The sequence below is a fragment of the Arthrobacter sp. NPDC055138 genome (assembly GCF_053607305.1).
In genome coordinates this window covers 21,438-46,785 of sequence record NZ_JBSGTH010000003.1, presented here as the reverse complement: position 1 = coordinate 46,785, position 25,348 = coordinate 21,438, and the positions used below count along the sequence as shown (strand labels likewise).

Here is a 25,348-nt window from a genome sequence, read left to right as displayed (position 1 = left end):
AAAACCAGGTGCGGCCGCCTAGCGGTAGTCGGGGCCGAGCGCCACGGTGACGTATTGCGAGACGTCACCGTTTTCCTGCAGGTCGGTAATGCCGAGCAATTCCCCGAGGGCCTGGGCGTTGGCCTCCTGGCCCGGGTTGTAGAAGATCACCGATCCGGCCAGCGGTGCGCCGCCCCAGTTGTCCACCACTGCGATCGTCCAGCCGTCGTTCTGCACGGTCTGCGAGACCGTGCCGGCCAGCCCTGACACGCCCGCACCGTTGAGGATCATCACCGGATCCTGCTTGTTGACCGCCGCGGCCTCTTCGGTGGGCTCGTCGGTTGCTTCTTCGGTGGGCTCCGGCGTGGCCTCGTCACTCGGCTCCGTGGTGTCTTCCGCCTTGGCGCTTTCGCTTTCCTCCGCCGTTGCCGATGGCGATGCCGAGGCTGTTGCGGCAGGGGTGCTGGTTGCGCCGGCGACCGGCGTGGAAGGCCCTCCGGTCCCCAGCAGCGGCAGCACGAAGAAGGACAAGGCTCCGACCGCCAGCGCCAAGACGGCGGCCAGGATGATCAGACCCAGGCCGTTGGACTTCGGCGTCGCCATGCGGGCGCGATGCACACCGTGGCGGTCTGAAGTTTCAGGGACCTGGTCGAACTCATCCCGGGGGTACTTGGTCATCGCGGTGCTGCATCCTTGGTGGTGGAGTGTCGGGAACCGGCCTCCCGGGCGGTCCCGGAATCAGGCGTCGGTGCCCAGCCGGCGAGCAGTGCGCGCGCGCTGGCGGGACGTACGTAGTCTACGCAATCTCTTCACCAGCATCGGATCGTGCGCCAGCGCATCCTCGGTGTCGATCAGCGCATTGAGGATCTGGTAGTAGTGCGTGGCAGACATGTCGAACAGTTCGCGGATGGCCTGTTCCTTGGCCCCGGCGTACTTCCACCACTGCCGCTCCAGCGCCAGCATCCGCTGGTCGCGCTCGCTCAGCGGGCTGGCGTCGTCAACCTCGGCCTCGAGTGAAAACGCACTGGCCTCGGCCGAACCTGCCACAACACACCTGCTCTTCCTAGTACTTGCCGGCGGCAATCAATACCTCCTCCATGATAAGGGCGAATCACAGGCCTGTCATTCGACCGCCTGCGACTGTCGCTGACTCCCCCTTTGGGCGGCCTGATTGCTGGCCGGCGGCCGATATCCGCAAAGATAGAACGGTGAACTACGACGACGGTGCCCTCTTTCCGCTGCCCGCCCACCCGCCTGCCGCGGACTTTGGTGCCCCGTATCCGTTCGCCGCACCGCAGGAACTTGCCGGCGTGATCCACCCCGAGTGGGCCGAGGTGCTGGCGCCGGCCGAACCGATGCTCTGGGACCTTGCCTCCTACCTGGATGGAGAGCGGGCCGCCGGCAAAACCCTGCTGCCGGCGCCGGGGAACGTGTTGCGGGCGTTCCAGCGGCCGCTGTCCAAGGTCAAGGTGCTGATCGTCGGCCAGGACCCCTACCCCACACCGGGGCATTCCATCGGGTTGTCGTTCGCTGTGGAACGGCACGTCCGGCCGCTGCCGCGAAGCCTGGCCAACATCTACAAGGAACTGCAGATGGATCTGGGTTTCCGGCCGCCTCAGCACGGGGACCTGAGCGCCTGGAGCGACCAAGGCGTGCTGCTGCTCAACCGCTGCCTGACCGTTGAAGCAGGCAAGGCCGGCTCGCACCGGAACAAGGGCTGGGAGCAAATCACCGAACTGGCGGTTCGGGCACTGGCCCAGCGCGGCGGCCCGCTGGTGGCACTGCTCTGGGGCCGGGAAGCCCAGCAACTGGCACCCGTGCTGGAACACGTGCCGCGGATCGAGACCGCGCACCCCAGCCCTTTGTCCGCATCCCGCGGGTTCTTCGGCTCGAGGCCCTTCAGCCGGGTCAACGAACTGCTGGCCGCCCAGCACGCCGACCCCGTAGCGTGGGCGCTGCGCTGAGCCCGAGGGGCCCAGCTGGTTGCCCGAGCGGCCCAGCTGGTTGGACTCGGAATCCGGGGCGGCGTGGCAGCCCTGCCCTGCACTCCCCCGGCGGACCAACTGATACTCGCTCCCACGTTTCGGCGAGGGCATTTGCATCGTCGCAGGTCAGGGGCTTGGAGCGGGCCCAAAACATGTGGGACGTGGAAGTTAGCCGAGTGGTCGCCAGCGGACCACCACGCGAACGTCCGCCCTCCCTGGAGCCGCAGCACGCACCGCGCGAATGCCGCCCCTCCTTCTCTGGAGCGCCGCCCGTCCCGGCCGGATCTTGAAGGTGTCCATGTTCTGCGGCGCCGTTCGGCGTTGCCGCAGGTCAGGAGCCTGCGTCGCGCCAAAACCTGGACAGTTCCTGCTGAACATGGACAGCGCATGCCGCGCCGAAGCCAGGCCGCGGAAGGACAGCAGAGGCCACGCCCTGGTAGACAGCAAAAGCCCCGCCGCCAGCGGACGGTAGAAGCCCAGCCCCATGACGAGCGGCGGTTCCGCCGCCAAGATGACCTTTACTCATAAATTGGGAATCACTCGGACGTGGGTTAGGTTTCCCTAAGTAGCAGTTTCCCTTTGTCAGGAGTAGTACCCCTATGCAGACGCAACCGGCAGCAGCCCCCGCCCGCCCCGGACGGAGCGGCCGGCCCCCGCGCGTGCAGACCAACCTCCAGGTGACGCGCACTGAGTGGCTTTCGAAGCACATGGTCCGCGTGTATGCCAGCGGGGACGCCTTCGAATCGTTTGCCGAGAGGTATGCAGCGAAGGAGGCGACGGACCCCTACATCAAGATTTTCTTCCTGGATCCGTCCCTGGACGTCGAGCTCCCGGTCAACGTGGCCGAGCTCAAGGAAACGCTGCCGGCCGACAAGCTGCCCGTCACCCGCACCTACACGGTGCGGCGAGTGGACCGCGAGACGCGCGAACTAGTGGTCGACTTTGTGGTCCACGGCGACGAAGGCCTGGCCGGACCGTGGGCTGCGCGGGCCAAGCCGGGCGACTGGATGATGTTCAACGGCCCCGGCGGCGCCTACCGTCCCGACCCCGACGCCGACTGGTACCTGCTTGCCGGCGACGATTCGGCGCTTCCCGCCATTGCGGCCGCCGTCGAAGCCTTGACTCCGGACGCCCGTGGCCATGCCTTCCTGGAAGTGGACTCCGAGGACGACGTGCAGGAACTGGACGCCCCGGCCGGCTTGCGGATCCACTGGCTGTTCCGCCGCGGACAGACACCCGGGACCGCAACCATGCTGCGTGACGCTATCTCCGCCCTGGAATGGCCCGAGGGCAGGGTGGATGCCTTCGTCCACGGCGAGCGCGGCGAGGTGAAGTCGCTGCGCGACGTCTTGTTCAAGGACCACGGACTGTCCCGCGAGCAGGTCTCGATCTCCGGCTACTGGGCCTATGGCCGGGCCGAAGACGCTTTCCAGGCGGAGAAGCGCACCCCGGTGGGACAGATCTTCCCGGAGAACGAACCAGCCTGATCCGGCGCGCGTCGGGCCAGCGGGCCCGGCTTGGTCCGGCGGCTCCGACCTGCCTGCGTCCGGCACGGCGGCATAAGCATCCGCCGGTTTCGAGAGCGCCCAGACCGGCGTCCTTCCGGCGGCTCCAGCCCGCGCTTCCCCCAGCGCCCTACCGGCGCCGGGCCCGCCGGCTTTCGTTCGATCCCAGTCCCTTGGTGAACGGGCGGGCCAAGTTGTCGCCCAGCACCGCGCCGCCGGCGATCGCCAGGATCACGGTCAACGCACCGAACAGCCCCAGAATGCCGTTGAACGGCGCCTCCGAGTTGACGGTCAGTTCGAAGATGGACCGGAACACAGACAGTCCGGGCAGCAGGAAGAGCACCGCAGGGACGGCCACCACCAACTGCGGCGAGCCCATCCGCAGGCCGACAATGCGGCCCAGGAAACCGATCACCACGGCACCGACGGCCGGCGCGATCCGGTCCCCGATTCCTGCCCACAAGACGAAGTCGTAGATCAGCAGACCCATCAGGCCCACGGCGGCGGTGGGCAGCAGCATGTTCAGTTTGGTCTGCTCGGTCATGCAGATGGCCATCGTCGCCACCATAAGCAGGAGCGCCCGCACCACATAGGGGTAGTTCCCCTCGCCTTGCACGAAGACTTCGGGGAGGCTGATGCCAGTCATGGTGCCTCCCACCAGCCCCACCGCGACGCCCGCGGCTATGGCCGCAAAGGTGAAGAAGGCGGAGAGGTACCGCCCGGAAGCGGTGACCGGGAAGCCGTTGATGGCGTCCTGTGTGGCTGAGACCAAGCGTCCGGTGGGCAGCAGGAACAGGATCCCGCCCGCGATCACCAGCGCCGGGCTCAACGGCACGTGCAGTGCCCAGAACACCAATGCAATCACGGTGGCCAGGCAGGCGCCGATGCCGGTGATGAAGAAGTCTGGCATCCGCCACTTGCTCAGCTTCTTCCCCACCAACCCCATCAACAGGGTGGAGATACTGCCCACGAGGGCTGCGAAAATGCTGCCACCCAGGAACGCAACGATCGCTCCGGCAAAAACGCCGCCGGCGCCGATGGCCATCCAACGAGGGAAGGGCTTCGGGCGGGAGGTGATTTCCTGCAGCCGCTCCTTGGCTTCGCTGCGGCCCACTCCGCCGTTGACAATGTCGGTGACCAGTTCGTGCACCAGGGACAGTCCGGCGTAGTTGTTGGTCCAGGAACGCACCACGCGCATCACGGTGATCGGCACAGTGTCCGGTTTCGCGTAGTTGATCAGCACCGACTGGTTCGTGATGTCCACGTCGATGTCGCTGAGGCCGAACGCCGCCGTGACGGCAATGATGCTGGTCTCCACCTCCAGCGCGCCGGCTCCATAGCGGAACATGGTTTCCGCCACGTCCAGGGCAAAGTCCAACGTGATCCGCGCGGAGGCATCGATTCCGGCTGCCTGGATCATCGGGTTCGCGTACGGGCTGCCGGCCAGCCGCTCCACAATGCTCATCGGTGCGGTGGGAGGCGCCTCGCCCTGCACCAGCTTGCGCAGCATCCGGCGGGCCGCCGCGTTGGAGCGTGATGCAGCCGCCGAAGCACGCAGCGGCGTGGTTCCGGTCGGAACGGGCTTGACCTGCTTGGCCACCGGCCGGTCCGTCGGGCGCGGCACGGGAGGATGGGTGGGCTGCGGTCCGGCGGCGGAGCCGGTGCGTGCCGGGGCCGTGGAACGGCCGGAACCGGTGTCGGGAACAGGAACGTTTTTCGGCTTGATGATCGGCAGCATTCCCGCCTGCGGAGTCATGGGCGACATGGATTCCTGGTCTGGGTCCTTGTCTTGCACTCCCACTCCGTTCTGCGTCTTCGCCACCGTAACGGCGGCGTTGTTGATCCCGGTTAAATCCTTGCACACTGCTACCGGGAGAACACTCCCGAGGAGGCAGAGAGCCGCGTCACCCCTCGCCGATTTCTCCGCTCACGACGTCGAGGCTGAACTCCCGCGTTCGGCCCACCACCGCGGCACTTCCGGAAGCGGTGTCTACCGGGGCTGCAGTGCAGGTAAAGACCACGGTGAAACGGCCGGCAGCGACGTCGGCGGCGCTCACCGTGTGGACGGGATGGAAGTAGTGTGCCTCCCCACCCGGCCCGAGTTGCTGCGGCGGAAAATCCCCGAGGTTGTCGAACGCGCCGGAAAGTTGCACGCTCAGGTACTCCGGCCCCAAAACCCGCGCCCGTCCGGCGAATAAGAGCATGTCCCCGGCCCGATAGCCCGGCTCCGGCCGCCCTTCGTCCGCACCGACGATCGCCTGCAGCACCATGTCGAAGCGCAACGGATAGTCCCTTGCCACCGGAAGCGGGCCTGTCTCTGGCCGCGACCCACCGGTGCCTTCGTCGGCCTTCCGCGTCACCGCCCCGCGGGGCCAGGCCGCCCGCAGCATCCCCGGATCAGCAGTGGCGAAGGCCAGTTCGCGGCCGCCCTGGCGCTCGTACAGCACGCCAATCCGGCCGTCGGCCAGCCGCACCACGGCCGGACCGCTGGCTCCACTGCCCCAGATAGTGAGTTTGTGCGGCCAGGACTCCCCGTCGTCGCGCGACAGGCTGAGCACCACATTCCGGTTCAGCACGGCATCCTGGCAGTTGGCGGCCAGGATCCAGTGGCTGCTTACCGGTGCGGCCAGTCCGCCCAAGGCTGGCAGCCCGTCGAACCGGATCAGTGAGCCGGCGCTGCCGGGATCGGGCAGTTCCTCGATCGGCTGCAGCGGCCCGTAGCTGTGCCCGCCGTCATCGGATACGGCCGCCCACCGGATGGGCGCGGCGCCAACCTGCAGCACCACTCGGCCGTCGGACAAGCAGGCCACAGCGCCCGGGTCAGGTTCCGGCATGACCAGAACCGGGGAGACCGGCGGCGCCTCGAAGGACTCCGTGGACCCCGGTACCTCCGAGACCGCCGGACCGAGGGCAGACGCATCCAGCGGCTCGCCGACAGTCCAGCTGTCACCGTGGTCGTCGCTGTAACCGGACGCTGCCCTTGGACCGCCCCCGGCCGTCACGGCGAACTGCACCAGCAGCCGTCCGGCGAAGGGACCGGCATGCAGCCCGGTCCCCGAGCCGGCACCTGCCAGTCCGGTCACGGCATCCGAGGCCAATCGCGGGGTGACTGTCCGATGCTGCCAGGTGGTGCCGTCGTCGTCGGATGACATCAGTTCAAAGCGTCGGTCCTCGGCGGCGGGAGCAAGCCTGTCAGCGCTGCCGGCTTTGTCCCGGGCCACGAAGGCCATCAGGATCCGCCCGGTTTGAGCGTCGGACAGCAGCCCGGGCCGGCCGGGCGCCTGCCCGGCTTGGCCCGCCCAGACCACTTGTTGCGGCTCCCAGCTGGCTCCGCCGTCGAAACTGCGGCGCAGCAGCAGGTCGCCGGAGCGGCGTGGTCCGGCCTGCCCGTCCAGACCTGCAAAGGCGGCCATCACGCTGCCGGATGGGGCGACGGCGAGCGCCGGAGCCCGATAGCGGCGGTAGCCCCCCACGCCCCGAACGGCGAGGACCTGTTCCATTCCTCCACCGTACCGGCCATGGTGCCCGGAGGGCAGAGGCTTCAGGAATCGCCCGGTAACAGCGTGGTTCCGCGACACGCCGGGCTAATCCGGTTGCCCAGCCTAACTATCGGTCAGGATGTGAACTGAAACACATGTTGCAGTTTTGCCTCGCACCCCGTCTCTGAAAGGACGCCCAACGATGAGTTGGTTGGACCGATCACGTACGATCGCCCCTCCGGGCTTCAACCGCTGGCTGATTCCGCCCGCGGCCCTGGCCGTGCACCTGTGCATTGGACAGGCCTACGCCACCAGCGTGTACAAAAACGCTCTGGTGGCCCACTTCGATGTGAGCTTGACCGAGATCGGCATCATCTTCTCCATTGCCATGGTGATGCTTGGACTGTCCGCCGCCGTCATGGGCACCTGGGTGGACCGCAACGGTCCTCGCATGGCCATGTTCACGTCGGCGCTCTTCTGGAGTTCCGGCTTCCTGGTCGGTTCACTGGGCATCTTCACCGGCCAACTCTGGCTGGTTTACTTGGGCTACGGCGTGATCGGCGGCATCGGCCTGGGCATCGGCTACATCTCCCCCGTGTCCACGCTGATCAAATGGTTCCCCGACCGCCCCGGCCTGGCCACCGGGATGGCGATCATGGGGTTCGGCGGCGGCGCGCTGATCGCCAGCCCGGTCTCCACAGCGCTGCTGCAGTTCTATGACCCCAGCTTCGACGGCACGCCGGGCTGGGTGGCCAGCGGCGACGCGGTCGGCAAGCTCTTCCTGACCCTGGCCGTGGTCTATCTGGCCTACATGCTGTTCGGCGCCTTCACCATCAAGGTTCCGGCAGCCGACTGGAAGCCGGAAGGCTTCGACCCCGCCAAGGTCAAGGCCAAGGCGATGGTCACCACAGCGAACGTCTCGGCGAAGAACGCCATCAAGACCCGTCAGTTCTGGCTGGTGTGGATCGCCCTGTTCTGCAACGTCACGGCGGGCATCGGCATCCTGGAACAGGCCTCACCAATGATCCAGGACTTCTTCCGCCAGTCCGACGGCGTTTCGCTGGTGACGGCGGGCGTTGCCGCCGGATTCGTGGGGCTGCTCTCGATTGCGAACATGGGCGGCCGGTTCGTCTGGTCCACCACGTCCGACTATCTGGGCCGCAAGAACAACTACATGCTGTACCTGGGCGTCGGCGCCGTGCTGTACGTGGTGCTGGCCCTGTTCGGGTATTCGTCCACCGGGCTGTACGTGCTGCTGGCGGCCGTCATCATCAGCTTCTACGGCGGCGGCTTCTCCACGGTTCCGGCCTATCTGCGCGACCTGTTCGGCACCTTCCAGGTGGGCGCCATCCATGGCCGGCTGCTCACCGCGTGGTCCGCCGCGGGCATTGCCGGACCGCTGATCGTCAACGCCTTCCTGGACGCCCAGGGCAAGCCCGGCGAACTTACGGCGCAGGCCTACCAGCCGGCGCTGCTGACCATGGTGGGGCTGCTGGTCATCGGTTTCATTGCCAACCTGATGGTCAAGCCGGTGGACAGCAAATTCCATGAGGCACCGGCCAGAGAAGCCGGCGAAGCCGCGATGGCCGGAAAGGAGGCCTGACATGAAGAAAGCACAAGTAGCCCTCGGCTGGGTACTGGTCGGCATCCCGCTGCTCTACGGAATCACCCAGACCCTGATGAAGGTCCCGGCGCTCTTCGGCTGATCCTTCGAACCGCCTGGCCGGCAGCCCCGGTGAAGCGAGACGCATCTGCAGGCCCGGCTCTCTGGAGCCGGGCCTGCAGCGTTGAGCGGGGCCTGCAACCTTGACACCCGACCGGTCCGCCGTAGCGTTGGAGGTGCCATGGAGTGGTTCAGCGCCGAGGGGTTCGAGCTGGCGCGGCAAGTGCTGCAGCGCGGCATCGCCGCGGTGTTCCTGATTGCCTTCGCCTCCGCACTGGCCCAGTTTCCCGCCCTGTTGGGCGAACACGGACTCCTCCCGGTTCCACAGCTGCTGGAACGGCGCACGCCGCGCGGCTTCACCCTCTTCCGCTGGGGCTACACCGACGCAAGGCTGCGCGCCGTGGCGGGCACCGGCGTCGTTATTTCAGCACTGCTAGTGGCCGGGCTGCCGCAGTGGGGACCGCCGTGGCTGCCGCTGGTGGCGTTCCTGGCCCTGTGGTTCCTCTACATGTCGATTGTGAACGTGGGCCAGACGTTCTACGGCTTCGGCTGGGAGACGCTGCTGCTGGAGGCGGGCTTCCTGGCCGCCTTCCTGGGCTCGGACCGGGTGGCACCGCCGGCCCCGGTGCTGTGGCTGTTCATCTGGCTGGTATTCCGGCTGGAGTTCGGTGCGGGCATGATCAAGATGCGGGGCGATACCGTCTGGCGCGATCTGACTGCCCTGTACTACCACCACGAGACCCAACCGATGCCGAATCCGGCCAGCTGGTTCTTCCACCACCTGCCCAAACCGCTGCACAAGGTGGAGGTGGCCGGCAACCATTTTGCCCAGCTGGTGGTGCCCTTCTTCCTGTTCTTTCCGCAGCCAGTGGGCAGCATCGCCGCCGCGGTGGTGATCTTCACGCAGCTCTGGCTGGTGGCCTCCGGCAATTTCGCTTGGCTGAACACCCTGACCATCCTGCTGGCCTTCTCCGCGGTGTCCGACAGCGCGGTGCGGGCCATCCTGCCGGTCGGCGACTTCACCCCTCAGTACCAGCCGGAGCCGGTGTGGTTCACCGTGCTGGTGCTCGCGGTCAGCGCCCTGCTGGTGTATCTGAGCTACTGGCCGTTGAAGAACCTGTTCGCCAAGCGCCAGCTGATGAACGCCAGCTTCAATAACTGGCATCTGGCCAACGCGTACGGCGCGTTCGGTTCCATCACCCGGCAACGGTACGAAGTGGTGGTGGAAGGGTCGGCGGACGGCGTCAACTGGCAAGAGTACGGTTTCAAGGGCAAACCCGGAGACCCGCAGCGGATGCCGCGGCAATTCGCGCCGTACCACTTGAGGCTGGACTGGCTGATGTGGTTCCTGGCCTTGGGCTCTCCCGGCGCAAGCTGGTTCATCCCGCTGCTGCGGCGGCTGCTGGAGGCGGACAAGGCCACGCTCAAACTGCTGCGGCACGACCCATTTAACGGAGAACCGCCGCTCCTGGTGCGGGCAACGCTGTACCACTACCGGTTTTCCACTTGGGCGGAAAGGCGGCGGACCGGGCAGTGGTGGATCCGGAACGAGTCGGGCCAGCTGGTGCCCCCGCTCTCCCGGCCGCGCACGGCGGAATAACCGCTGCCTCCCCGCGGTTGCCGCCAGTAACCACAAGATGCATATGCATGCACCATCAACGCAGACGAAAGGCGGCCACAGCGTGGCGCAAACTATCGAACTCGGGCTGGACACCTTCGGGGACGTCACCGCCGGGGCGGATGGAACACTCCTGCCGCACGATCAGGTAATCCGGAACGTCATCGCCGAAGCCAAACTGGCCGACGAGGTGGGCCTGGACTTCATCGGCATCGGCGAACACCACCGCGAGGACTTCGCCGTGTCCGCACCGGACGTGGTGCTCGCCGCGATCGCCGGCCAGACCAGCCGGATCCGCCTGGGCTCCGCCGTCACCGTGCTCAGCTCGGACGATCCGGTCCGCGTCTTCCAGCGCTTCTCCACCCTAGACGCCGCCTCCAACGGCCGCGCCGAAGTAATCCTGGGCCGCGGCTCCTTCACCGAGTCCTTCCCGCTGTTCGGCCTGGACCTGGCCGACTACGACGTCCTTTTCGACGAGAAGCTCCAGCTCTTCACCGAACTGCTGAAGGAAGAACCGGTCACCTGGGCCGGCCGCACACGGCCGCGGCTGGACAACAAGCGGATCTACCCGCCCACTGCGTCCGGCAGCCTGAAGACTTGGATCGCCGTCGGCGGCACGCCGCAGTCGGTGGTCCGCGCCGCGCACTACGGGCTGCCGCTGATGCTGGCCATCATCGGCGGCGCACCGATGAACTTCGCACCCTTCACCGACCTCTACCAGCGCGCGCTGGACCAGTTCGGAAAGCCGGCGCTGCCCATCGGCGCGCACTCGCCCGGCTACGTCGCGGACACGGACGAAGAGGCCCGCGAGGAGATGTGGCTGCCGTATGCCGACATGCAGGAGCGGATCGGCCGCGAGCGCGGCTGGAGCCGGATGACCCGCGGCCAGTTCGAAGCCGAGGCTGGCCCGGACGGCGCCTTGTTCGTCGGCTCGCCGCAGACCGTGGCCACCAAGATCGTCAAGGTGGCCAAGGGCCTGGGCCTCTCCCGCTGGGACATGAAATATAGCCTGGGATCACTCCCGCACGAAAAGCTGATGAAGTCCATCGAGCTCTACGGCACCAAGGTTGCCCCGCTGGTCCGGGAGCAGCTGGCGCAGTAGCGAACGGCGGCTTCGCTTAAGCACGACGCCGGCGGGAGACTTTCGTGAGAAAGCCTCCCGCCGGCGTCGTACTCGCCTGTGTTTTTCTGGGTCAGACCTTTGCGGTCCGGCGCAGGCCGAGCTCCTCCGTGGGCACCTTGTAGGTCTCGCGGGCGGTCAGCGCCGAGACCGAGGCGATGACGGCGATCACGGCGGTGAAGATGCTGGTGGCAACCCAGCCGCCCTCCTGGATTCCGCCGATCGCGGCCACGATGGACGGCGCGAAACCGGCCATCAGGAAGCCGATTTGGGTGCCGATGGCCAAGCCGGAGAACCGGACCCTGGCACTGAACATCTCGGCGTAGAAGGACGGCCAGACGGCGTTGGCCGCGGCATAGGCGCAGGAGAAGACCAGCACGGACAGGGTGAACTGCAGAAGGGTGTTGCCCGATTCCATCGAGAGCAAGTAGAACGGCATGATCGCAGCGCTGCCCAGCGCGCCGTAGATGAACACCGGCTTGCGGCCGATCCGGTCGGCGAGCTTGCCGAAGAACGGCTGGGTAAAGAGTGCGCCGACGTTGCCCGCGACCACCAGCCACAGGGTGATGCCCTCGTCTACACTGCCGACTTCGGCGCCGTACTTGATCGCCAAAGTGCCGTAGACCGTGGAGACCGCGGCGATGAACGCGCAGCAGATCACCCGGAGCACATCGCGCCAGTGGTTCCGGAGCAGGACGCCCACCGGCAGCTTGGCCAGTTCATTGTTCGCCTTGGCTGCTTCGAAAGTCGGGGTTTCGTGCAGCGAGCGGCGGATGAAATAGGTGACAATCACGACGACGGCGGAGAGCCAGAAGGGAATCCTCCAGCCGATGCCGTACTTGATCTCGTCCGGCAGGGCGACCACCGGGATGAAGACCAGGGCGGCAAGGATCTGGCCACCCTGGGTGCCGGTCAGGGTCCAGGAAGTGAAGAAGGAGCGGCGGTTGTCCGGCGCATGCTCCAGTGTGAGCGAACTGGCGCCGGCCTGCTCGCCCGCGGCGGAGAGGCCCTGCATCAGGCGGCAGAAGACCAGGATCGCCGGAGCCCACCAACCGATGGTGTCGAAGTCGGGGATACAGCCGATGATGAAGGTCGCGGCCCCCATCAGGATCAGCGTAAACATCAGCACCTTCTGGCGGCCGATGCGGTCGCCGAAGTGGCCCACGAAGACCGCACCCACCGGGCGGGCGATATACGCGAAGCCGAAGGTCGCCAGCGACATGATTCCGGCTTGGGCGCTTTCATCCGGGAAGAAGACATGCGGGAAGATCAGCGCGGCGGCGGAGCCGAAAATGAAGAAGTCGTAGTACTCGACGGCGCTGCCCATGAAACTGGCGAGCGCCGCCCGCTTTGGCGTCTTGCCGTGATGGGCGAAGGCCTCATCCTCTTGGTGGACGGTGGTCATTGTTGCTCCTTACAACTGCTGTGAGCAACCCCGCCCACAATATTGTGCGTTATGCGCACGGCTGTGCACTCATCGAACGCAGTACAACGTAGCGCACCTCACAGCGGAAGCACAAGATGTACTGGCGCCGGGCTTTGCCCAGCGGCCCTTGCCATGCTGTGCGATATGCGTACAATTGTGCAGTAATCGAACGAAGGGTTTCATCATGAGCACGGTTGCGGAGTCCTATCTGGTCGGCCTGATCGGTGAAGGCATTACAGCCTCCCTCACTCCCCCGATGCACGAACGCGAGGCGGACCAGCATGGGATCCGCTACCTGTACCGGCCGATCGACCTCTCCGTCATCAACCGTCCGGGCGACCAGGTGGGCCAACTGCTGCACCAGGGCCGCGAGCTGGGTTATAACGCATTCAACATCACCCACCCGTGCAAGCAACTGGTGCTGGAGCATCTGGATGACGTTTCCGACGACGCCCGGCGCTTGGGCGCCGTCAACACCGTGGTGATCCGGGACGGAAAGTTCATCGGCCACAACACGGACTTCTCGGGCTTCAGCAGGGGGATGGAACAGGGCCTGCCGGACCCGGAGCTGGGCGCGGTGGTACAGCTGGGCACGGGTGGTGCCGGGTCCGCCGTTGCCTACGCGCTGCTGAAGAAGGGTCTGCAGCGGCTGACGCTCATCGATCTGGATCCCCGGCGGGCCGCAGAGCGACGGGACGCCCTGGCCGTGCTCTTCCCGGAACAGGAAGTGGCGGTCGCGCCCATGGACCAGCTGCCGGACGTGCTCGCGGCCGCCGACGGGGTCCTCAACGCCACCCCTGTCGGCATGCACAGCCACCCGGGCCTGCCGCTGGATCCCGCCCTGCTCCAGCCCCGCCACTGGGTGTCGGACGTGATCTACCGCCCGGTGGAGACCGAGCTGATCGCCGCCGCCACGGCCAGGGGCTGCCGGGTGCTTGACGGCGGCCACATGGCCGTGGGCCAGGCCGTCGACGCCTTCCGCTTCATCACCGGACTGGAACCGGATCCTGCCCGGATGCGCGCACATTTCCTCGAACTCCTCGCCCAAGGCCGGTAACGGCTGCCTTAGCTGCAGGAAAGGTCATTCCTTGCGAACCTCCATCGCCACCGTCTGCCTCAGCGGAACGCTGGAAGAAAAGATGCATGCCTGTGCCAACGCGGGTTTCGACGGCATCGAGATCTTCGAACAGGACCTGCTGGTCTCCCCCTACAGCCCCGGCCAGATCCGTTCGCTGGCGGCCGAGCTGAGCCTCACCCTCGATCTCTACCAGCCGTTCCGGGACTTCGAAGGAGTGCCCGAGGAGCTGCTGGCCGACAACCTCTACCGTGCCGAGGCGAAGTTCCGCCTGATGAACGAACTGGGCATGGACCTGATGCTGCTGTGCAGCAACGTGGCCACCGCCGTCCACAACGACGACGAGCTGGCCGCCGCCCAGTTGCGCCAGCTCGGCGACCTGGCCGCACGCTACGGGATCCGGATTGCCTATGAGGCCCTTGCATGGGGGAAATTCGTCAACGACTTCGAACATGCCATGCGCATTGTTGAGTTGGCTGCCCATCCAAACATCGGCACCTGCCTGGACAGCTTCCATATCCTGTCCCGCGGCTGGGACCCGGCCGGGATCGAGAAAATCCCGGCCGAGAAGATCTTCTTCGTCCAACTGGCCGACGCACCCGAGCTGAGCATGGATATCTTGTCCTGGAGCCGGCATTACCGGGTCTTCCCGGGCGAGGGCGCTTGGGAACTCGACAAGTTCATGGGCCATCTGGTGCGCAGTGGCTACAACGGCCCGGTCTCGCTGGAGATCTTCAACGACGTCTTCCGCCAAGCCGACGAGGAACGCACCGCGGTCGACGCCATGCGTTCGCTGATTTGGCTTGAAGAGCAGACCTCCGTGCATCTGCAGGAGACCGACGGGCCGGACGCGAAGTTCCCGATGGAGCTGGCAACACTGCCCCGGGTCGCCGAGCCGACGGGCTTCAACTTCGCCGAGGTGAAGGCGGAAGACACCGATCAGGTCCAGCGGCTGCTGCGGCAACTGGGTTTCGCCTTTCGTGGCCGGCACCGCACCAAGCCGGTGCAGCTATGGACCCAGGGCCGGGCCCGGATCATCGTCAACGAGCAGCAGGCGCGCGGACTGGAGCCGACCATCGCCGCGCTGGCGTTCGACGTCGAAGACCCGTTGATTGCCGCTTCCCGTGCCCTCCAGCTCAAGGCGGAACCGGTTCCACGGCAGAGCCAGGCCAACGAAGCCGTGCTGCAGGCCGTCAAGGCCCCCGATTCCACCGAAATCTTTCTGTGTGAGGCAACCGAGGACGGCACCTCGGCCTGGACGGAGGAATTCGTCGCCGACGGTGCCGCGCGACCGGGTCCGCAGCTGATCACCGGCATCGACCACGTCAACCTGGCGCAGCCATGGCAGCACTTCGACGAGAGCGTGCTGTTCTACGAGAGCACCCTCTCGCTCGCTCCGCGGCCCTCTACCGAAGTGCCCAGTCCCGTCGGCCTGGTGCGCAGCCAAGTCATGCGTACGGACGACGGCAAGGTCCGGCTCGCGCTGAACATCGCGCCGCTGGTGATGGAGCAGCCCGGCCCATCGGCAGCGTCGGCCTACCCGCAGCACATTGCCTTCGCCTGCACGGACGTGGTCACGCTGGCCCGCAATGCCGTGGCCAGCGGGCTGGAGTTCCTGAAGATTCCGGCGAATTACTACGCCGACCTGCAGGCTCGCTTCCGTCTGGATCCGAAGTACTTGGCCACGCTGCAGCAACTGAACCTGCTCTACGACCGCGATCAGGCAGGCGAGTTCGTCCACTTCTACACGGCAACCGCTGGGAGCGTCTTCTTCGAGGTCGTCGAACGCCGTCATGGCTATGACGGCTACGGTGCACCGAATGCACCGGTTCGCCTCTCCGCCCAGTATCGTCTGAGCAAGAACGGCTAGAATCACTGGCATTGCCCGCCGCCGTGGACAATGCCGTCCACGCAGGTAAAAGGGAAAGGAATGGTCATGGAGTTGCAGGAAGACACTGCACCGGCCTACTGGGTCAAGTCTGCCGAAAAGACCCTGGGCGTGCTGTTGGCTTTCAGCTCCGACGAACCGCGCCTGACCATCACCCGCGCCGCGGCCAAGGCCGACCTGAGCCGTGCCGCTGCCCGGCGGTTCCTGCTCACGCTGACCGATCTGGGTTATCTGCGGTCGGACGGGAACACCTTCGAATTGACGCCACGCGCGCTGGATATCGGGGCCTCCTTCCTCTCCAGCCTGACGCTTCCGCAGATTGCGGAACCGCACCTGAAGCAATTGGCGGTAGATCTCGACGAGACCACGTCCTTATGCATCCTGGACGGCACGGACGTGGTCTATATTTCACGTGTGCTGGCACCGCGGATGCTCCGTGTCTCGGTCAACGTCGGGACCCGCTTCCCGGCTTGGGCCACGTCCATGGGCCGCGTGCTGGTGGCGGGGCTGCCGGAAGCGAGCCGCGATGCCTTCTTCGACCGTATCGAAATCACCCAGTTCACCGAGCACACCGTCAGCAGCATCGAGGCGCTGCGCACCGAGGTCGAGCGCACGGCCGAACGCGGCTGGTCCTTGGTCTCCCGTGAGCTGGACGACGGGCTACGTGGGCTTGCCGTCCCGGTCCGGCGCGGCGGCGACCTGATAGCCGCCCTCAATGTTTCGCTGCAGACGCACCGCGGACCCGAGGACACGATCACGCAGACTGTCCTGCCCCGCCTGCAGCAGGCGGCCGAACGGATAGCCGACGATTTCGGCGGCCGCCGGGCTTGAGCCGGGGGCTGTTGTTGCCGACTCCGAGCCCACCTCGGAGCTAATTTCCCCCTGACCGAATCACGTAGCCGCCTCAGAGGTGCCGCGGGGTCCGGTGAACGGTTTACCCTGAGTGGGTGCGCGCCTCAATAAAACCATTCATCGCTGTAGTCCTGCTGCTGGCCCTGGCCTTTAGCGGGCTTTCACCGGCCTCGGCCGAAACCCGGACCGCCAAGGATCCGTTCGTGGCCGAAGTGCTCCGGTTGACTAACCTGTACCGCGCGCAGAACGGGTTGTCGCCGGTGGTCTGGAACCAGAATGCCGGCAATGTTGCGCAGCAGTGGTCCGAGGAACTAAACACCCGGATCAACAAGAACAAGCTGGACATGGAGAAGATCCACCGGTCCGGTTACGGCAGCAAGGAAATCCCCCGCGGCTTCGACTGGTATACCGAGAACATCGCCATCAATCACTCCGCCCGAAACGTCGTGGACTGGTGGATGGACTCCCCCGCCCACCGCGCCGGCCTGCTCAGTCCCAACGCAACGGACATCGGCATCGGCTACATCAAGACCACGCACAAGGATTGGTACGGGATGACGGTGGCGGTGGCGAACATCGCCGGCTACGCATCCACGAGGGCCAAACTGCCGCCGCACCCGGGCATGGTCAGGGCCAGCTTCCAGCACGGGGACATCGCCGCCGTTGATTCCGGCGGAAACCTTTACGTCTACGACTCGGCCAAGGGCCATGACCTCTACAAGCGCCGTTACGTCGCCAACGGGTTCAAGGGTGTGGCCCAAGTTGAGGTAGCCGATTGGAACGCGGACGGTGTACTGGATGTGCTTGCCCGGTGGAAGTCCGGAAAGCTCACCGCGCACTTCGGGAAGGCGACCGGCGGCCTGCAGAAAGCTGCCACCATCGGCTCCTCCGGCTGGGGCAATTACGACGTCACCGTCACCGCCTGGAAACAGTCCGACACGTATCCAACGCTACTGGCCCGCAACACGGTTAACGGCAAGTTGTACCACTACTCGAACCCCGCTGGGCTCAAGCACGGCAGCCGTAAGTACTTGGGGTCCGGTTGGAAGTCTTTGTCGATCTTCTCCGCCGACGTCGACGGCGACGCGAAGATGGACGTGGTCGCCAAGACGACCAAGGGCCAGCTCAAGCTGTACCGCTCCAATGGCGCCGGGAAGTTTGTCTCCGAGTCCCGGCGGATCATCAGCACCTCAGGCTGGACCGCGATGAAGCACTTGTCGATGATCCAGAACCATCTCGGCGACGGCAAAACCGGGCTGCTGGCCCGGGATAGCCGGGGCAACCTGTATCACTACCCGATCCTGGCCAACAAGCTAGGCAAGCGTGCGGTCATTGGGCTCGGCGGCTGGGAGACCCTGACCATCGGGAGTTGACGCCCGCACGAGGTCCGGGACACCTCGCCTAGCCGTGGGCATGCCTGCTCTCATCCGGCGCGTGCACATGGGTATCGCCGACCAGTTCCACCAGCCCTTCGACCGCCGCGGACAAAGACAGATCGGGAGTCCGGGCGATGAAGGGCAGCAGCACGCGGTTCTCCTTCTCGATGTGCAGGGCGAACACACGGGACAACGACGACGCAACGGTGGCAGCCTCGATTCCGGCGGCTCCCCGAAGCTCATCCAGCAGCGCGGCCAGCTCCTGGTGGTCGGCGGTCAGCGCCTCCACCAGCAGTCGGGCTTCCACCCTTGCTCCGGCCGGCCCGTATAGCTGGGCCTCTTCCGCCGCAGCATGCGGCAGCATTTCCCGTTCTCCCCACTCCAGCAGGATGCCGTGCGCGTTGTAGGCGGTATCCTCGTCCCCGATGTCGATGGCGCGCGTGAGCTCCGCCGTCGTCGCCTGCACTCGCGCCACCAGTTCGGTGTGATGTCGCACCATCGCCGCCACGGCCGCGTTCTCTGCCTCAACATTGGTCTCGATCACCATCTGCTCCTCGGGTTGAGGTGGCCCGCAGCTCGAAAGGCTGGGTTCGTCCATTGTCGACGTCGACCACGAGCCTGTCGAGGGCCGACCGCCGCAGGCACAGCCAGCCGATCACGGCCACACCGGAGTGAGCGCCAGATAAAGGTAATTCTCCGGAGTGTAACCCAAAGTTGTCAGGAAATCTGCGCGCCGAACGCCGCAATGACAGCCGGCGGATCTTGACGCCTTTTAGCGGAAACAACAGGTCGGCCAAACAGGCTATCCGGACCTGACGGGGTCGGCTCAGCCGCCGATAGCTCATTGCAGTAGCGAAGGAACGCTTTCGCAATTCGCTCAAATTAGCAAACTCGCACTGAAGCCGTCCGGGATCCGAGCGGACACATGGGGGAATTATGAATACGTTGACTAACCGTCTGGGCCGGCCGCTGGCTGCCATCGCCACTACCGGAGCCCTCCTGCTCGGCGGCATCTCCGCCGCGACTCCGGTCGAGGCCGCGAGCCCGAAGGCCACGGTGAGCGCTTCCTCAGTGTTGAACACCCTCCCGGTCAAGGGCAAGGCCGCCAAGACCGGTTACTCTCGGGCCAAGTTCGGCAACGGCTGGAAGGACCCGGACCGTAACGGCTGCGACGCGCGCAATGACATCCTCAAGCGCGACCTCACCAAGGACCGTTTCAAGCCCGGCACCCGCAATTGCGTCATCGCCTCCGGGACGCTGAAAGACCCCTACACGGGCAAGACCATCAGACACGTCCGCGGCGGCAACAAGGTGGACATCGACCACGTCGTCGCCCTCGGCCAGGCATGGGTGTCCGGTGCACAGAAGCTCTCCACCACCCAGCGCACCGCGTTCGCCAACGACCCGCTGAACCTGCGCGCCGTGGATGCCTCCGCCAACCGTGCCAAGGGCGACCGGGAGGCCAGCGCCTGGCTACCTAAAAACAAGGCCTTCAGGTGCACTTACGTAGCCACCCAGATCGCGGTAAAGAAAAAATACGCGCTGTCGGTAACCTCTGCCGAAAAAGCTGCGATGAAGCGGGTCCTCGCCTCGTGCCCCGGCCAGAAGGTCGTGAAGGTCACCACTATCAAGCCCGCAGGCAAAGCCTCGACGCCCAAGTCTCCAACCAAGAGCACCACCCCGGCCAAGACCGTCAAGAACGTGACACCGGGCGCCTACTGCGCCACATCGGTCAAGGGACACAAGGGCGTCAGCGCCAAGGGCAAGACCTACACCTGCAAGACTTCGTCCACGGACAGCCGACTGCGCTGGCGGGTCTGACAGCCTGTAAGGGGGTCCCACCGGCCCAGTCCGGAGGGACCCCCTCTTTCAAGAGTTAACGGTCCAGCCTCACCCGCTCCGGGTGGTCTTGTGGGCTGCCCCTTGCCACTTCGGCTCCGTGCGGCGCTTAATGAACCTGTTCTCACCGACCTGTCGATGGAGGCAGCCGTGGCTGAGCAGAACAGCACTGCTGAACCGGTCCCATTCACCGCCCATGACTTCGCCACGCGGCAGCAACGAGCAGCCCGGGCCGCGCACGACGCCGGGCTCGCAGGCCTGCTGCTGACGCCGGGGCCGGACCTCCTCTACATGACCGGCTACGCTCCGGTAGCGATCACCGAGCGCATCACCATGCTGGTCATACCCGCGCACGGTGAGCCGGCCATGATCGTTCCGAAGCTGGAACGGCCCGATGCGGAGAACGCACCCGGCGCCTCCACTTTCCAGTTGCTCGATTGGACGGACGGAAGCGATCCCTACGAGGCGACGGCGAAGCTCCTCGACGCTGCCGGGCGCTACGCGGTATCGGACTCGGCCTGGGCCATGCACCTGCTCGGCTTACAGGACCAACTGGCGTCGTCGTACGTGTCGATGACTACAGCGCTCCCCATGCTGCGAGCAATCAAGGACGCCGACGAGGTGGGCCGGCTGGCCGCCGCCGGCGCGGCCGCTGACCGAACCTACGAGGAGATCCTCAAAGTCCGGTTCGCTGGCCGGAGTGAGACGGACGTGGGCGCGGACCTGGCCGAGCTACTGCGGCAGTTCGGACATTCGCAGGTCGAATTCACGGTTGTGGGCTCGGGCCCGAACGGAGCAAACCCCCACCATGAGATCGGTGACCGGGTCATTGAGAACGGCGACATGGTGGTCCTCGACTTCGGCGGCCTCAAGCAGGGCTATGGGTCGGACACCACCCGGACCGTTCACGTCGGCGAGCCCACCGAGGAGGAACGCGAGGTGCACGACGTCGTTCGCCGAGCACAACAGGCAGGCTTTGAGGCGGTGCAGCCCGGCATCGAGTGCCAGGAGATCGACCGCGTCCCCCGAGCCGTGATTACCGAAGCCGGCTATGGCGAGTACTTCATCCACCGCACAGGTCACGGCATCGGGCTCACCACCCACGAACCGCCGTACATGGTGGAAGGCGAAACCCACCTCCTGCAGCCGGGCATGTGCTTCTCGATCGAACCAGGCATCTACCTCCCCGGCCGATTCGGAGTCCGCATCGAGGACATCGTCACGGTCACACAGGATGGCGGGCGCAGGCTCAACCAGACCCCGCACGAGATGGCGATCGTTTCGTAGCCATACTCCGCCAGGCTGCCTGGCCTCAAGGTCTCCTCGGAGCGCGTGAAGTTCTTGTTGTCATACCTCCCCCTGGAGAATAGATTCTCCGCATGGAGCAACGTCAGCCGCACGCGACGGTGCCGGTGCCGGTATTCGCACTCGCGCTGGCTGCCGGCGCCGTGGCCTGTTTCGGCGTAGGCGATGCCGTCGGATTCCACAGTCAAGCCGCGGAAGACCTGTTCGTCGTCAGCTGGCTGATGGGCTGGGTGCTTCTCGCCTGGTCCGCGATCGTCGGCGGAGGTTGCGCCGTTCTGCTCGCCCGGCGGGTATTGTCTCGGCGTGCGGTGTCCAGGGCAGAAGTTGCGCTTGCCGCCTCCTCTCTGGCGCTTATCGCGATGGTGCTGGCGACTTACCCGCTGTGGGGAACTGGTTCGGCCGTCGGCGGCTGACCGGCTGTTCGCCAGCTGGCCTGCTTGAGAGGCTTGCTCGGAACTCCCACAGGGCAGGTCCTGGATCTGGTCCATGGGTCACAGTGGCCGGCACCTCCGATCGCGTCGAGTAGCTGTCACCGATTTACCCGGCTGCCCGGCCCCGAGGACTCCCCCGGGCCTGGCAGCTTTCGGACGTTAGGCGGCCTGCTTCTTCAGGAGGTCAAGTGCCACATCTACGATCATGTCTTCCTGGCCGCCGACCATTTTGCGGCGACCAAGTTCAATCAGGATCTCGATCGTCGGGATCCCGTACTTGGCCGATGCCGTTTCGGCGTGGAGCAGGAACGACGAATAGACGTTGGCGTAACCCAGCCCGAGCGTCTCGCGGTCAACCTGAACCGGGCGGACCTGGAGCGGGCGCACGATGTCATCGGCGGCGTTCATGAGGGCCATCACGTCGGTGCCGTGGTTCCAGCCCAGCTTCTCGGCGACCGCGATGAAGACCTCAAGCGGCGCGTTGCCGGCTCCTGCACCCATCCCGGTCAGGCTTGCATCGACGCGGTTCGCGCCCGCTTTCACGGCAGCGATCGAGTTGGCGACACCTAGTGAGAGGTTGTGGTGGGCGTGGATGCCGATCTCGGTTTCCGGGTCCAGCACGTCGCGGAGCGCGTTGACGCGGTCGGTGACGTCGTCCATGGTCTGGGCGCCCGACGAGTCGACGACGTACACACACTGGGCACCGTAGCCCTCCATGAGCTTCGCCTGCTCTGCCAGCTTGGCGGGCGTCGTCAGCGCGCTCATCATCAGGAAGCCCGCCGTGTTGAGGCCCAGATCTCGAGCGGTCGCGATGTGCTGCGCCGAGACGTCCGCTTCGGTGCAATGCGTTGCGACCCGCACGTAGCTGACACCGGCGGATGCTGCCCGCTTGAGATCGGAGATGGTCCCGATGCCCGGAATGAGCAGGGTGGCGATGGCAATGTTCGATGCGACCTCGGCTGCCGCCTCGATCAGTTCGACGTCGGAGTGGCGGGAGAACCCATAGGTGACGCTGGAGCCATTGAGCCCGTCGCCGTGGGCGACCTCGACGCTGTCCACGCCGGCGGCGTCAAGCGCCGTGACGATGTCGCGCACGTTGCCCTCGGTGTACTGATGCCGCACGGCATGGCTGCCGTCACGGAGGGTGACGTCGGAGATGAACAGCTTCTCGGGAACGAGGGAATCGGTCATGGCTATGCCACCTCCATGGTCAGTGCGTGCGCGGCGATCGTCTCAGCCGTGCGAAGCGCGGCTGAGGTCATGATGTCGAGGTTGCCTGCATAGGCCGGCAGGTAGTGTGCCGCACCCTCCACTTCAAGGAAAACGCTGGTCTTGAGCCCGGTGAACTGCCCGATGCCGGGCACGTTCACCGCTTCGGTGATCTCGTCGAACTGGACCCGCTGCTTGAGCCTGTAGCCCGAGACGTAGGCGTTCACCTTTGCGACCATCTCGTCGACGGACGCTTCGATTGCGTCGCGGTCGGCAGCATCCGTCAGCACAAAGACCGTGTCTCGCATCATCATCGGCGGTTCGGCAGGGTTGAGGATGATCAGGGCCTTGCCCGAGGCGGCACCGCCAACGCTCTGGAGCGCCTCGGCAGTGGTCTCGGTGAACTCATCGATGTTGGCGCGGGTTCCGGGGCCGGCGGATTTGCTTGAGATCGAGGCGACGATCTCGGCGTAGTGCACGGGTGTCACAGCGGAGACTGCAGCGACGATCGGGATCGTCGCCTGGCCGCCGCAGGTCACCATGTTGACGTTGAGAGCGTCCAGATTCTGTTCGAGGTTCACTACGGGAACGCAGTAAGGGCCGATCGCTGCCGGTGTGAGATCGATCAGACGGATGCCAGGCTTCGCGGCGCGCAGCTTCTCGGCGTTGTATCGGTGCGCGCCCGCGGAGGTTGCGTCGAAGACGATCTCGATGTCGGCGAACACCGGGGAGGCGATGAGTCCATCGACGCCGGTGGAGATCGCCGGGACGCCGAGGCGGGCCGCGCGGGCCAGGCCGTCGGATTCAGGGTCGATGCCGACCATGGCCTTGACAGAGAGGATTCCGCTGCCTCGGAGGATCTTGATCATCAGGTCGGTGCCGATGTTGCCGGAACCGATGATCGCTGCGGGAACGCCTTGTGGCATGTTCCGCTCCTTTCACTTCATTGTGATACTTCGTTCGAGCCTGTTGTTCGAAACTTCGGCACCTGTTCTAGATATCGAACATGAGTAACAAGTCTTTTGTCAACGTCAACCCATTTGCGGCCTGCGGTTTTCCCCGGTATTCATAAGGCATGGCCCGACTCACTCCCGCTGTGCTGCGCACACTCGACATCCTCGAGTTGTTCCTCGATGACAGCGCACCGCTCAGCGCGCCGGACGTTGTGCGGAGGACGGGCTTGCCGCGCACATCGGTTCATGAACTTCTAGCGACGCTTGTCGCCCGCGATTACCTGCAGAAGGACGAGATCACCGGCACCTTCCGCCTGGGCGTGCGGCTGCTCCAACTCGGAAACGCTTATTCAGCCCGGTTCGACATGCTGTCGACGGCAAACGATGTCGCCCGCGACCTCGCCGCCCGGAGTGGTGAGACCGTCAGTGTCGCCCTCCTTGAAGGAGGCGACGTCTTTTACCTGGCAAAGGTCGAAAGCCAGGACAATCTGCGGCTCCCCTCCAGCATCGGCCAGCGCCTGCCGGCCAATGTCACCGGTCTAGGCAAGGCCCTGCTCGCCTATGCGTCGCCGCAGTCACTCGCTTCTCGGTTCAACGACCGCGACAACCTGCCGCGGATGACCGAGCGCAGCATCGGCACTCTCGCGGATCTGGAAGTGGAGCTGGCCCGGATCCGGAAGCGGGGGGTTGCCTTCGAGAATGAGGAGTCGACCCCCCACATTCGCTGTGCCGCTGCTCCCGTTCGCGACGGCACGGGAGCAGTCGTCGCCGCGATCAGCGTCTCGCTGTCGAAGTCGCGTTGGGATCAGCATCCGGAGGAACACTGGGTCGCTCTTGTGCTTGACGGCGCCGCACACTTTTCGGCTCTGCTCGGGTTCCCCGCCCAACCCGCCGCAGCACACCCCCAGCTTGATCGGCCAGACGGCGAGGGTGCCATCCGGACTGCGCTGTAGGCGGACGTCAGACGGGGCTGGATCCCGCGTTAGTGACGCACGGCTGGCGAAACACCCATGATGGCAATCGCCTTTTCCGCCCACTCGATCCGGAGCGTCGCGGAGTCGATCAAGTAGTCGAACACGTGGGTCTTGAGATTCACGATCCGGGCGTGATCGGCAGGGTCCCGCCGCTGCAGCCTCTCCTGAATGAGCGGTGTATCTGCGGCCGCCAGCCGGGCGCGGTGTGCGGCCCACTGCTCGCGTCGATCTTGAATTTCGGCCACGTGCGCGCGAAGAACGGCTTCCGCTTCCGCGGGCGGGATCATGTCGAGAAACAGAACCTGTAGCAGGAACGCGTCACGAACATTCGGCTCGGCATGCGATTCAGCCAGCCAGCGGCGCAACTCGGCCAGGCCGGCATCGGTGATGGAGTACGACGTGCGCTTGAGCCTGCTGCCGCGCACCTGCTCCTCGCCCGCTATGAGTCCGTCGGTCGCCATCTTCGTGAGCAACGGGTAGATCTGGCTTTGCGGCGCGGTCCAGACCCAGCGGGCCGTCGACTCGAAGAATTGGGTGAGCTCATAACCGGTCATCGGACGCGCCTCAAGCACGCCCAGCACCGCATACTGCAGGGACATACGCCCATCCTAACCATTGACATGTCTTGATTGACATTTCTATCCATACATGTAGGCTCATTGCATTCTACC

23 protein-coding genes are annotated in these 25,348 nt (G+C 65.6%); 14 read left to right on the top strand and 9 right to left on the bottom strand.

Going from position 1 to position 25,348, the window contains the following annotated elements; all coding sequences use genetic code 11:
- Positions 1-18 precede the first annotated feature (18 nt).
- Positions 19-657 (bottom strand): LytR C-terminal domain-containing protein, encoded by a 639-nt coding sequence (locus tag ACWF5H_RS08385; RefSeq protein WP_452036147.1) that lies wholly within the window; start codon positions 655-657, stop codon positions 19-21.
- Between the two features lie 60 nt (positions 658-717).
- The gene (locus ACWF5H_RS08380; RefSeq protein ID WP_127515197.1) at positions 718-1,026 is read right to left on the bottom strand and encodes a DUF3263 domain-containing protein; all 309 of its coding nucleotides are present in this window, start codon (positions 1,024-1,026) and stop codon (positions 718-720) included.
- 161 nt (positions 1,027-1,187) lie between these two features.
- Here ACWF5H_RS08380 and ACWF5H_RS08375 point away from each other — a divergent pair, with 161 nt between their 5' ends.
- Positions 1,188-1,943: a uracil-DNA glycosylase gene (locus ACWF5H_RS08375; RefSeq protein WP_364651899.1), complete on the top strand. Its 756-nt coding sequence runs from the start codon at positions 1,188-1,190 to the stop codon at positions 1,941-1,943.
- A gap of 620 nt (positions 1,944-2,563) precedes the next feature.
- The gene (locus ACWF5H_RS08370; protein WP_452036146.1) at positions 2,564-3,451 is read left to right on the top strand and encodes a siderophore-interacting protein; all 888 of its coding nucleotides are present in this window, start codon (positions 2,564-2,566) and stop codon (positions 3,449-3,451) included.
- 148 nt (positions 3,452-3,599) lie between these two features.
- Here the strand turns inward: ACWF5H_RS08370 and ACWF5H_RS08365 are convergent, their stop codons facing one another.
- Together ACWF5H_RS08365 and ACWF5H_RS08360 are read right to left on the bottom strand one after the other, a co-directional pair.
- The gene (locus ACWF5H_RS08365; protein ID WP_452036145.1) at positions 3,600-5,234 is read right to left on the bottom strand and encodes a threonine/serine ThrE exporter family protein; all 1,635 of its coding nucleotides are present in this window, start codon (positions 5,232-5,234) and stop codon (positions 3,600-3,602) included.
- 139 nt (positions 5,235-5,373) lie between these two features.
- Positions 5,374-6,969: a sialidase family protein gene (locus ACWF5H_RS08360; RefSeq protein ID WP_452036143.1), complete on the bottom strand. Its 1,596-nt coding sequence runs from the start codon at positions 6,967-6,969 to the stop codon at positions 5,374-5,376.
- Positions 6,970-7,150: 181 nt separating this feature from the next.
- Here ACWF5H_RS08360 and ACWF5H_RS08355 point away from each other — a divergent pair, with 181 nt between their 5' ends.
- The 4 genes from ACWF5H_RS08355 (at position 7,151) to ACWF5H_RS08340 (ending at position 11,331) form a co-directional block, all read left to right on the top strand.
- Positions 7,151-8,551 (top strand): OFA family MFS transporter, encoded by a 1,401-nt coding sequence (locus tag ACWF5H_RS08355; RefSeq protein WP_452036142.1) that lies wholly within the window; start codon positions 7,151-7,153, stop codon positions 8,549-8,551.
- Between the two features lies 1 nt (position 8,552).
- Complete coding sequence (locus ACWF5H_RS08350) at positions 8,553-8,654, top strand: MFS transporter small subunit (RefSeq protein ID WP_414962484.1); 102 nt, start codon at positions 8,553-8,555, stop codon at positions 8,652-8,654.
- A 138-nt stretch (positions 8,655-8,792) separates the two neighbouring features.
- On the top strand, positions 8,793-10,211 hold the full coding sequence (locus ACWF5H_RS08345; protein WP_452036141.1) for a lipase maturation factor family protein: 1,419 nt from the start codon (positions 8,793-8,795) through the stop codon (positions 10,209-10,211).
- Positions 10,212-10,293: 82 nt separating this feature from the next.
- The gene (locus ACWF5H_RS08340) at positions 10,294-11,331 is read left to right on the top strand and encodes an LLM class flavin-dependent oxidoreductase (protein WP_452036140.1); all 1,038 of its coding nucleotides are present in this window, start codon (positions 10,294-10,296) and stop codon (positions 11,329-11,331) included.
- A 91-nt stretch (positions 11,332-11,422) separates the two neighbouring features.
- On the opposite strand, the gene ACWF5H_RS08335 is transcribed toward ACWF5H_RS08340, so the two are convergent.
- Positions 11,423-12,754 carry an MFS transporter gene (locus ACWF5H_RS08335; RefSeq protein WP_452036139.1) on the bottom strand — a complete coding sequence of 444 codons (1,332 nt, stop codon included), beginning with the start codon at positions 12,752-12,754 and terminating at the stop codon, positions 11,423-11,425.
- Between the two features lie 205 nt (positions 12,755-12,959).
- Between ACWF5H_RS08335 and ACWF5H_RS08330 the strand changes: the two genes are divergently transcribed.
- The 4 genes from ACWF5H_RS08330 to ACWF5H_RS08315 all read left to right on the top strand — a co-directional run bounded on the left by ACWF5H_RS08330 (position 12,960) and on the right by ACWF5H_RS08315 (position 17,963).
- The gene (locus ACWF5H_RS08330; RefSeq protein ID WP_452036138.1) at positions 12,960-13,832 is read left to right on the top strand and encodes a shikimate dehydrogenase; all 873 of its coding nucleotides are present in this window, start codon (positions 12,960-12,962) and stop codon (positions 13,830-13,832) included.
- Positions 13,833-13,863: 31 nt separating this feature from the next.
- Entirely contained in the window at positions 13,864-15,720 is a 1,857-nt protein-coding gene (locus ACWF5H_RS08325) for a bifunctional sugar phosphate isomerase/epimerase/4-hydroxyphenylpyruvate dioxygenase family protein (protein ID WP_452036137.1), read from the top strand.
- Positions 15,721-15,786: 66 nt separating this feature from the next.
- A complete protein-coding gene (locus ACWF5H_RS08320; protein ID WP_452036135.1) occupies positions 15,787-16,569 on the top strand; it encodes an IclR family transcriptional regulator domain-containing protein in 783 nt (260 codons plus the stop codon).
- A gap of 224 nt (positions 16,570-16,793) precedes the next feature.
- Positions 16,794-17,963 carry a CAP domain-containing protein gene (locus ACWF5H_RS08315; protein WP_452036134.1) on the top strand — a complete coding sequence of 390 codons (1,170 nt, stop codon included), beginning with the start codon at positions 16,794-16,796 and terminating at the stop codon, positions 17,961-17,963.
- A 28-nt stretch (positions 17,964-17,991) separates the two neighbouring features.
- Here the strand turns inward: ACWF5H_RS08315 and ACWF5H_RS08310 are convergent, their stop codons facing one another.
- Positions 17,992-18,513, bottom strand: a complete 522-nt coding sequence (locus ACWF5H_RS08310; RefSeq protein ID WP_452036133.1) for a hemerythrin domain-containing protein — start codon at positions 18,511-18,513, stop codon at positions 17,992-17,994.
- A 389-nt stretch (positions 18,514-18,902) separates the two neighbouring features.
- Between ACWF5H_RS08310 and ACWF5H_RS08305 the strand changes: the two genes are divergently transcribed.
- The 3 genes from ACWF5H_RS08305 to ACWF5H_RS08295 all read left to right on the top strand — a co-directional run bounded on the left by ACWF5H_RS08305 (position 18,903) and on the right by ACWF5H_RS08295 (position 21,523).
- A complete protein-coding gene (locus tag ACWF5H_RS08305) occupies positions 18,903-19,787 on the top strand; it encodes an HNH endonuclease family protein (RefSeq protein ID WP_452036132.1) in 885 nt (294 codons plus the stop codon).
- A 168-nt stretch (positions 19,788-19,955) separates the two neighbouring features.
- Positions 19,956-21,092, top strand: a complete 1,137-nt coding sequence (locus tag ACWF5H_RS08300) for a M24 family metallopeptidase (protein ID WP_452036130.1) — start codon at positions 19,956-19,958, stop codon at positions 21,090-21,092.
- 92 nt (positions 21,093-21,184) lie between these two features.
- Complete coding sequence (locus ACWF5H_RS08295; protein ID WP_452036128.1) at positions 21,185-21,523, top strand: hypothetical protein; 339 nt, start codon at positions 21,185-21,187, stop codon at positions 21,521-21,523.
- Positions 21,524-21,700: 177 nt separating this feature from the next.
- On the opposite strand, the gene dmpG is transcribed toward ACWF5H_RS08295, so the two are convergent.
- Both dmpG and ACWF5H_RS08285 read right to left on the bottom strand, forming a co-directional pair.
- Positions 21,701-22,732, bottom strand: a complete 1,032-nt coding sequence (dmpG, locus tag ACWF5H_RS08290; protein ID WP_452036126.1) for a 4-hydroxy-2-oxovalerate aldolase — start codon at positions 22,730-22,732, stop codon at positions 21,701-21,703.
- 2 nt (positions 22,733-22,734) lie between these two features.
- Entirely contained in the window at positions 22,735-23,676 is a 942-nt protein-coding gene (locus ACWF5H_RS08285; protein WP_452036124.1) for an acetaldehyde dehydrogenase (acetylating), read from the bottom strand.
- Between the two features lie 149 nt (positions 23,677-23,825).
- Between ACWF5H_RS08285 and ACWF5H_RS08280 the strand changes: the two genes are divergently transcribed.
- On the top strand, positions 23,826-24,656 hold the full coding sequence (locus ACWF5H_RS08280) for an IclR family transcriptional regulator (RefSeq protein WP_452036123.1): 831 nt from the start codon (positions 23,826-23,828) through the stop codon (positions 24,654-24,656).
- Positions 24,657-24,685: 29 nt separating this feature from the next.
- Here ACWF5H_RS08280 and ACWF5H_RS08275 read toward each other — a convergent pair whose 3' ends face one another.
- Complete coding sequence (locus tag ACWF5H_RS08275) at positions 24,686-25,276, bottom strand: helix-turn-helix transcriptional regulator (protein WP_452036122.1); 591 nt, start codon at positions 25,274-25,276, stop codon at positions 24,686-24,688.
- Positions 25,277-25,348: the final 72 nt, after the last annotated feature.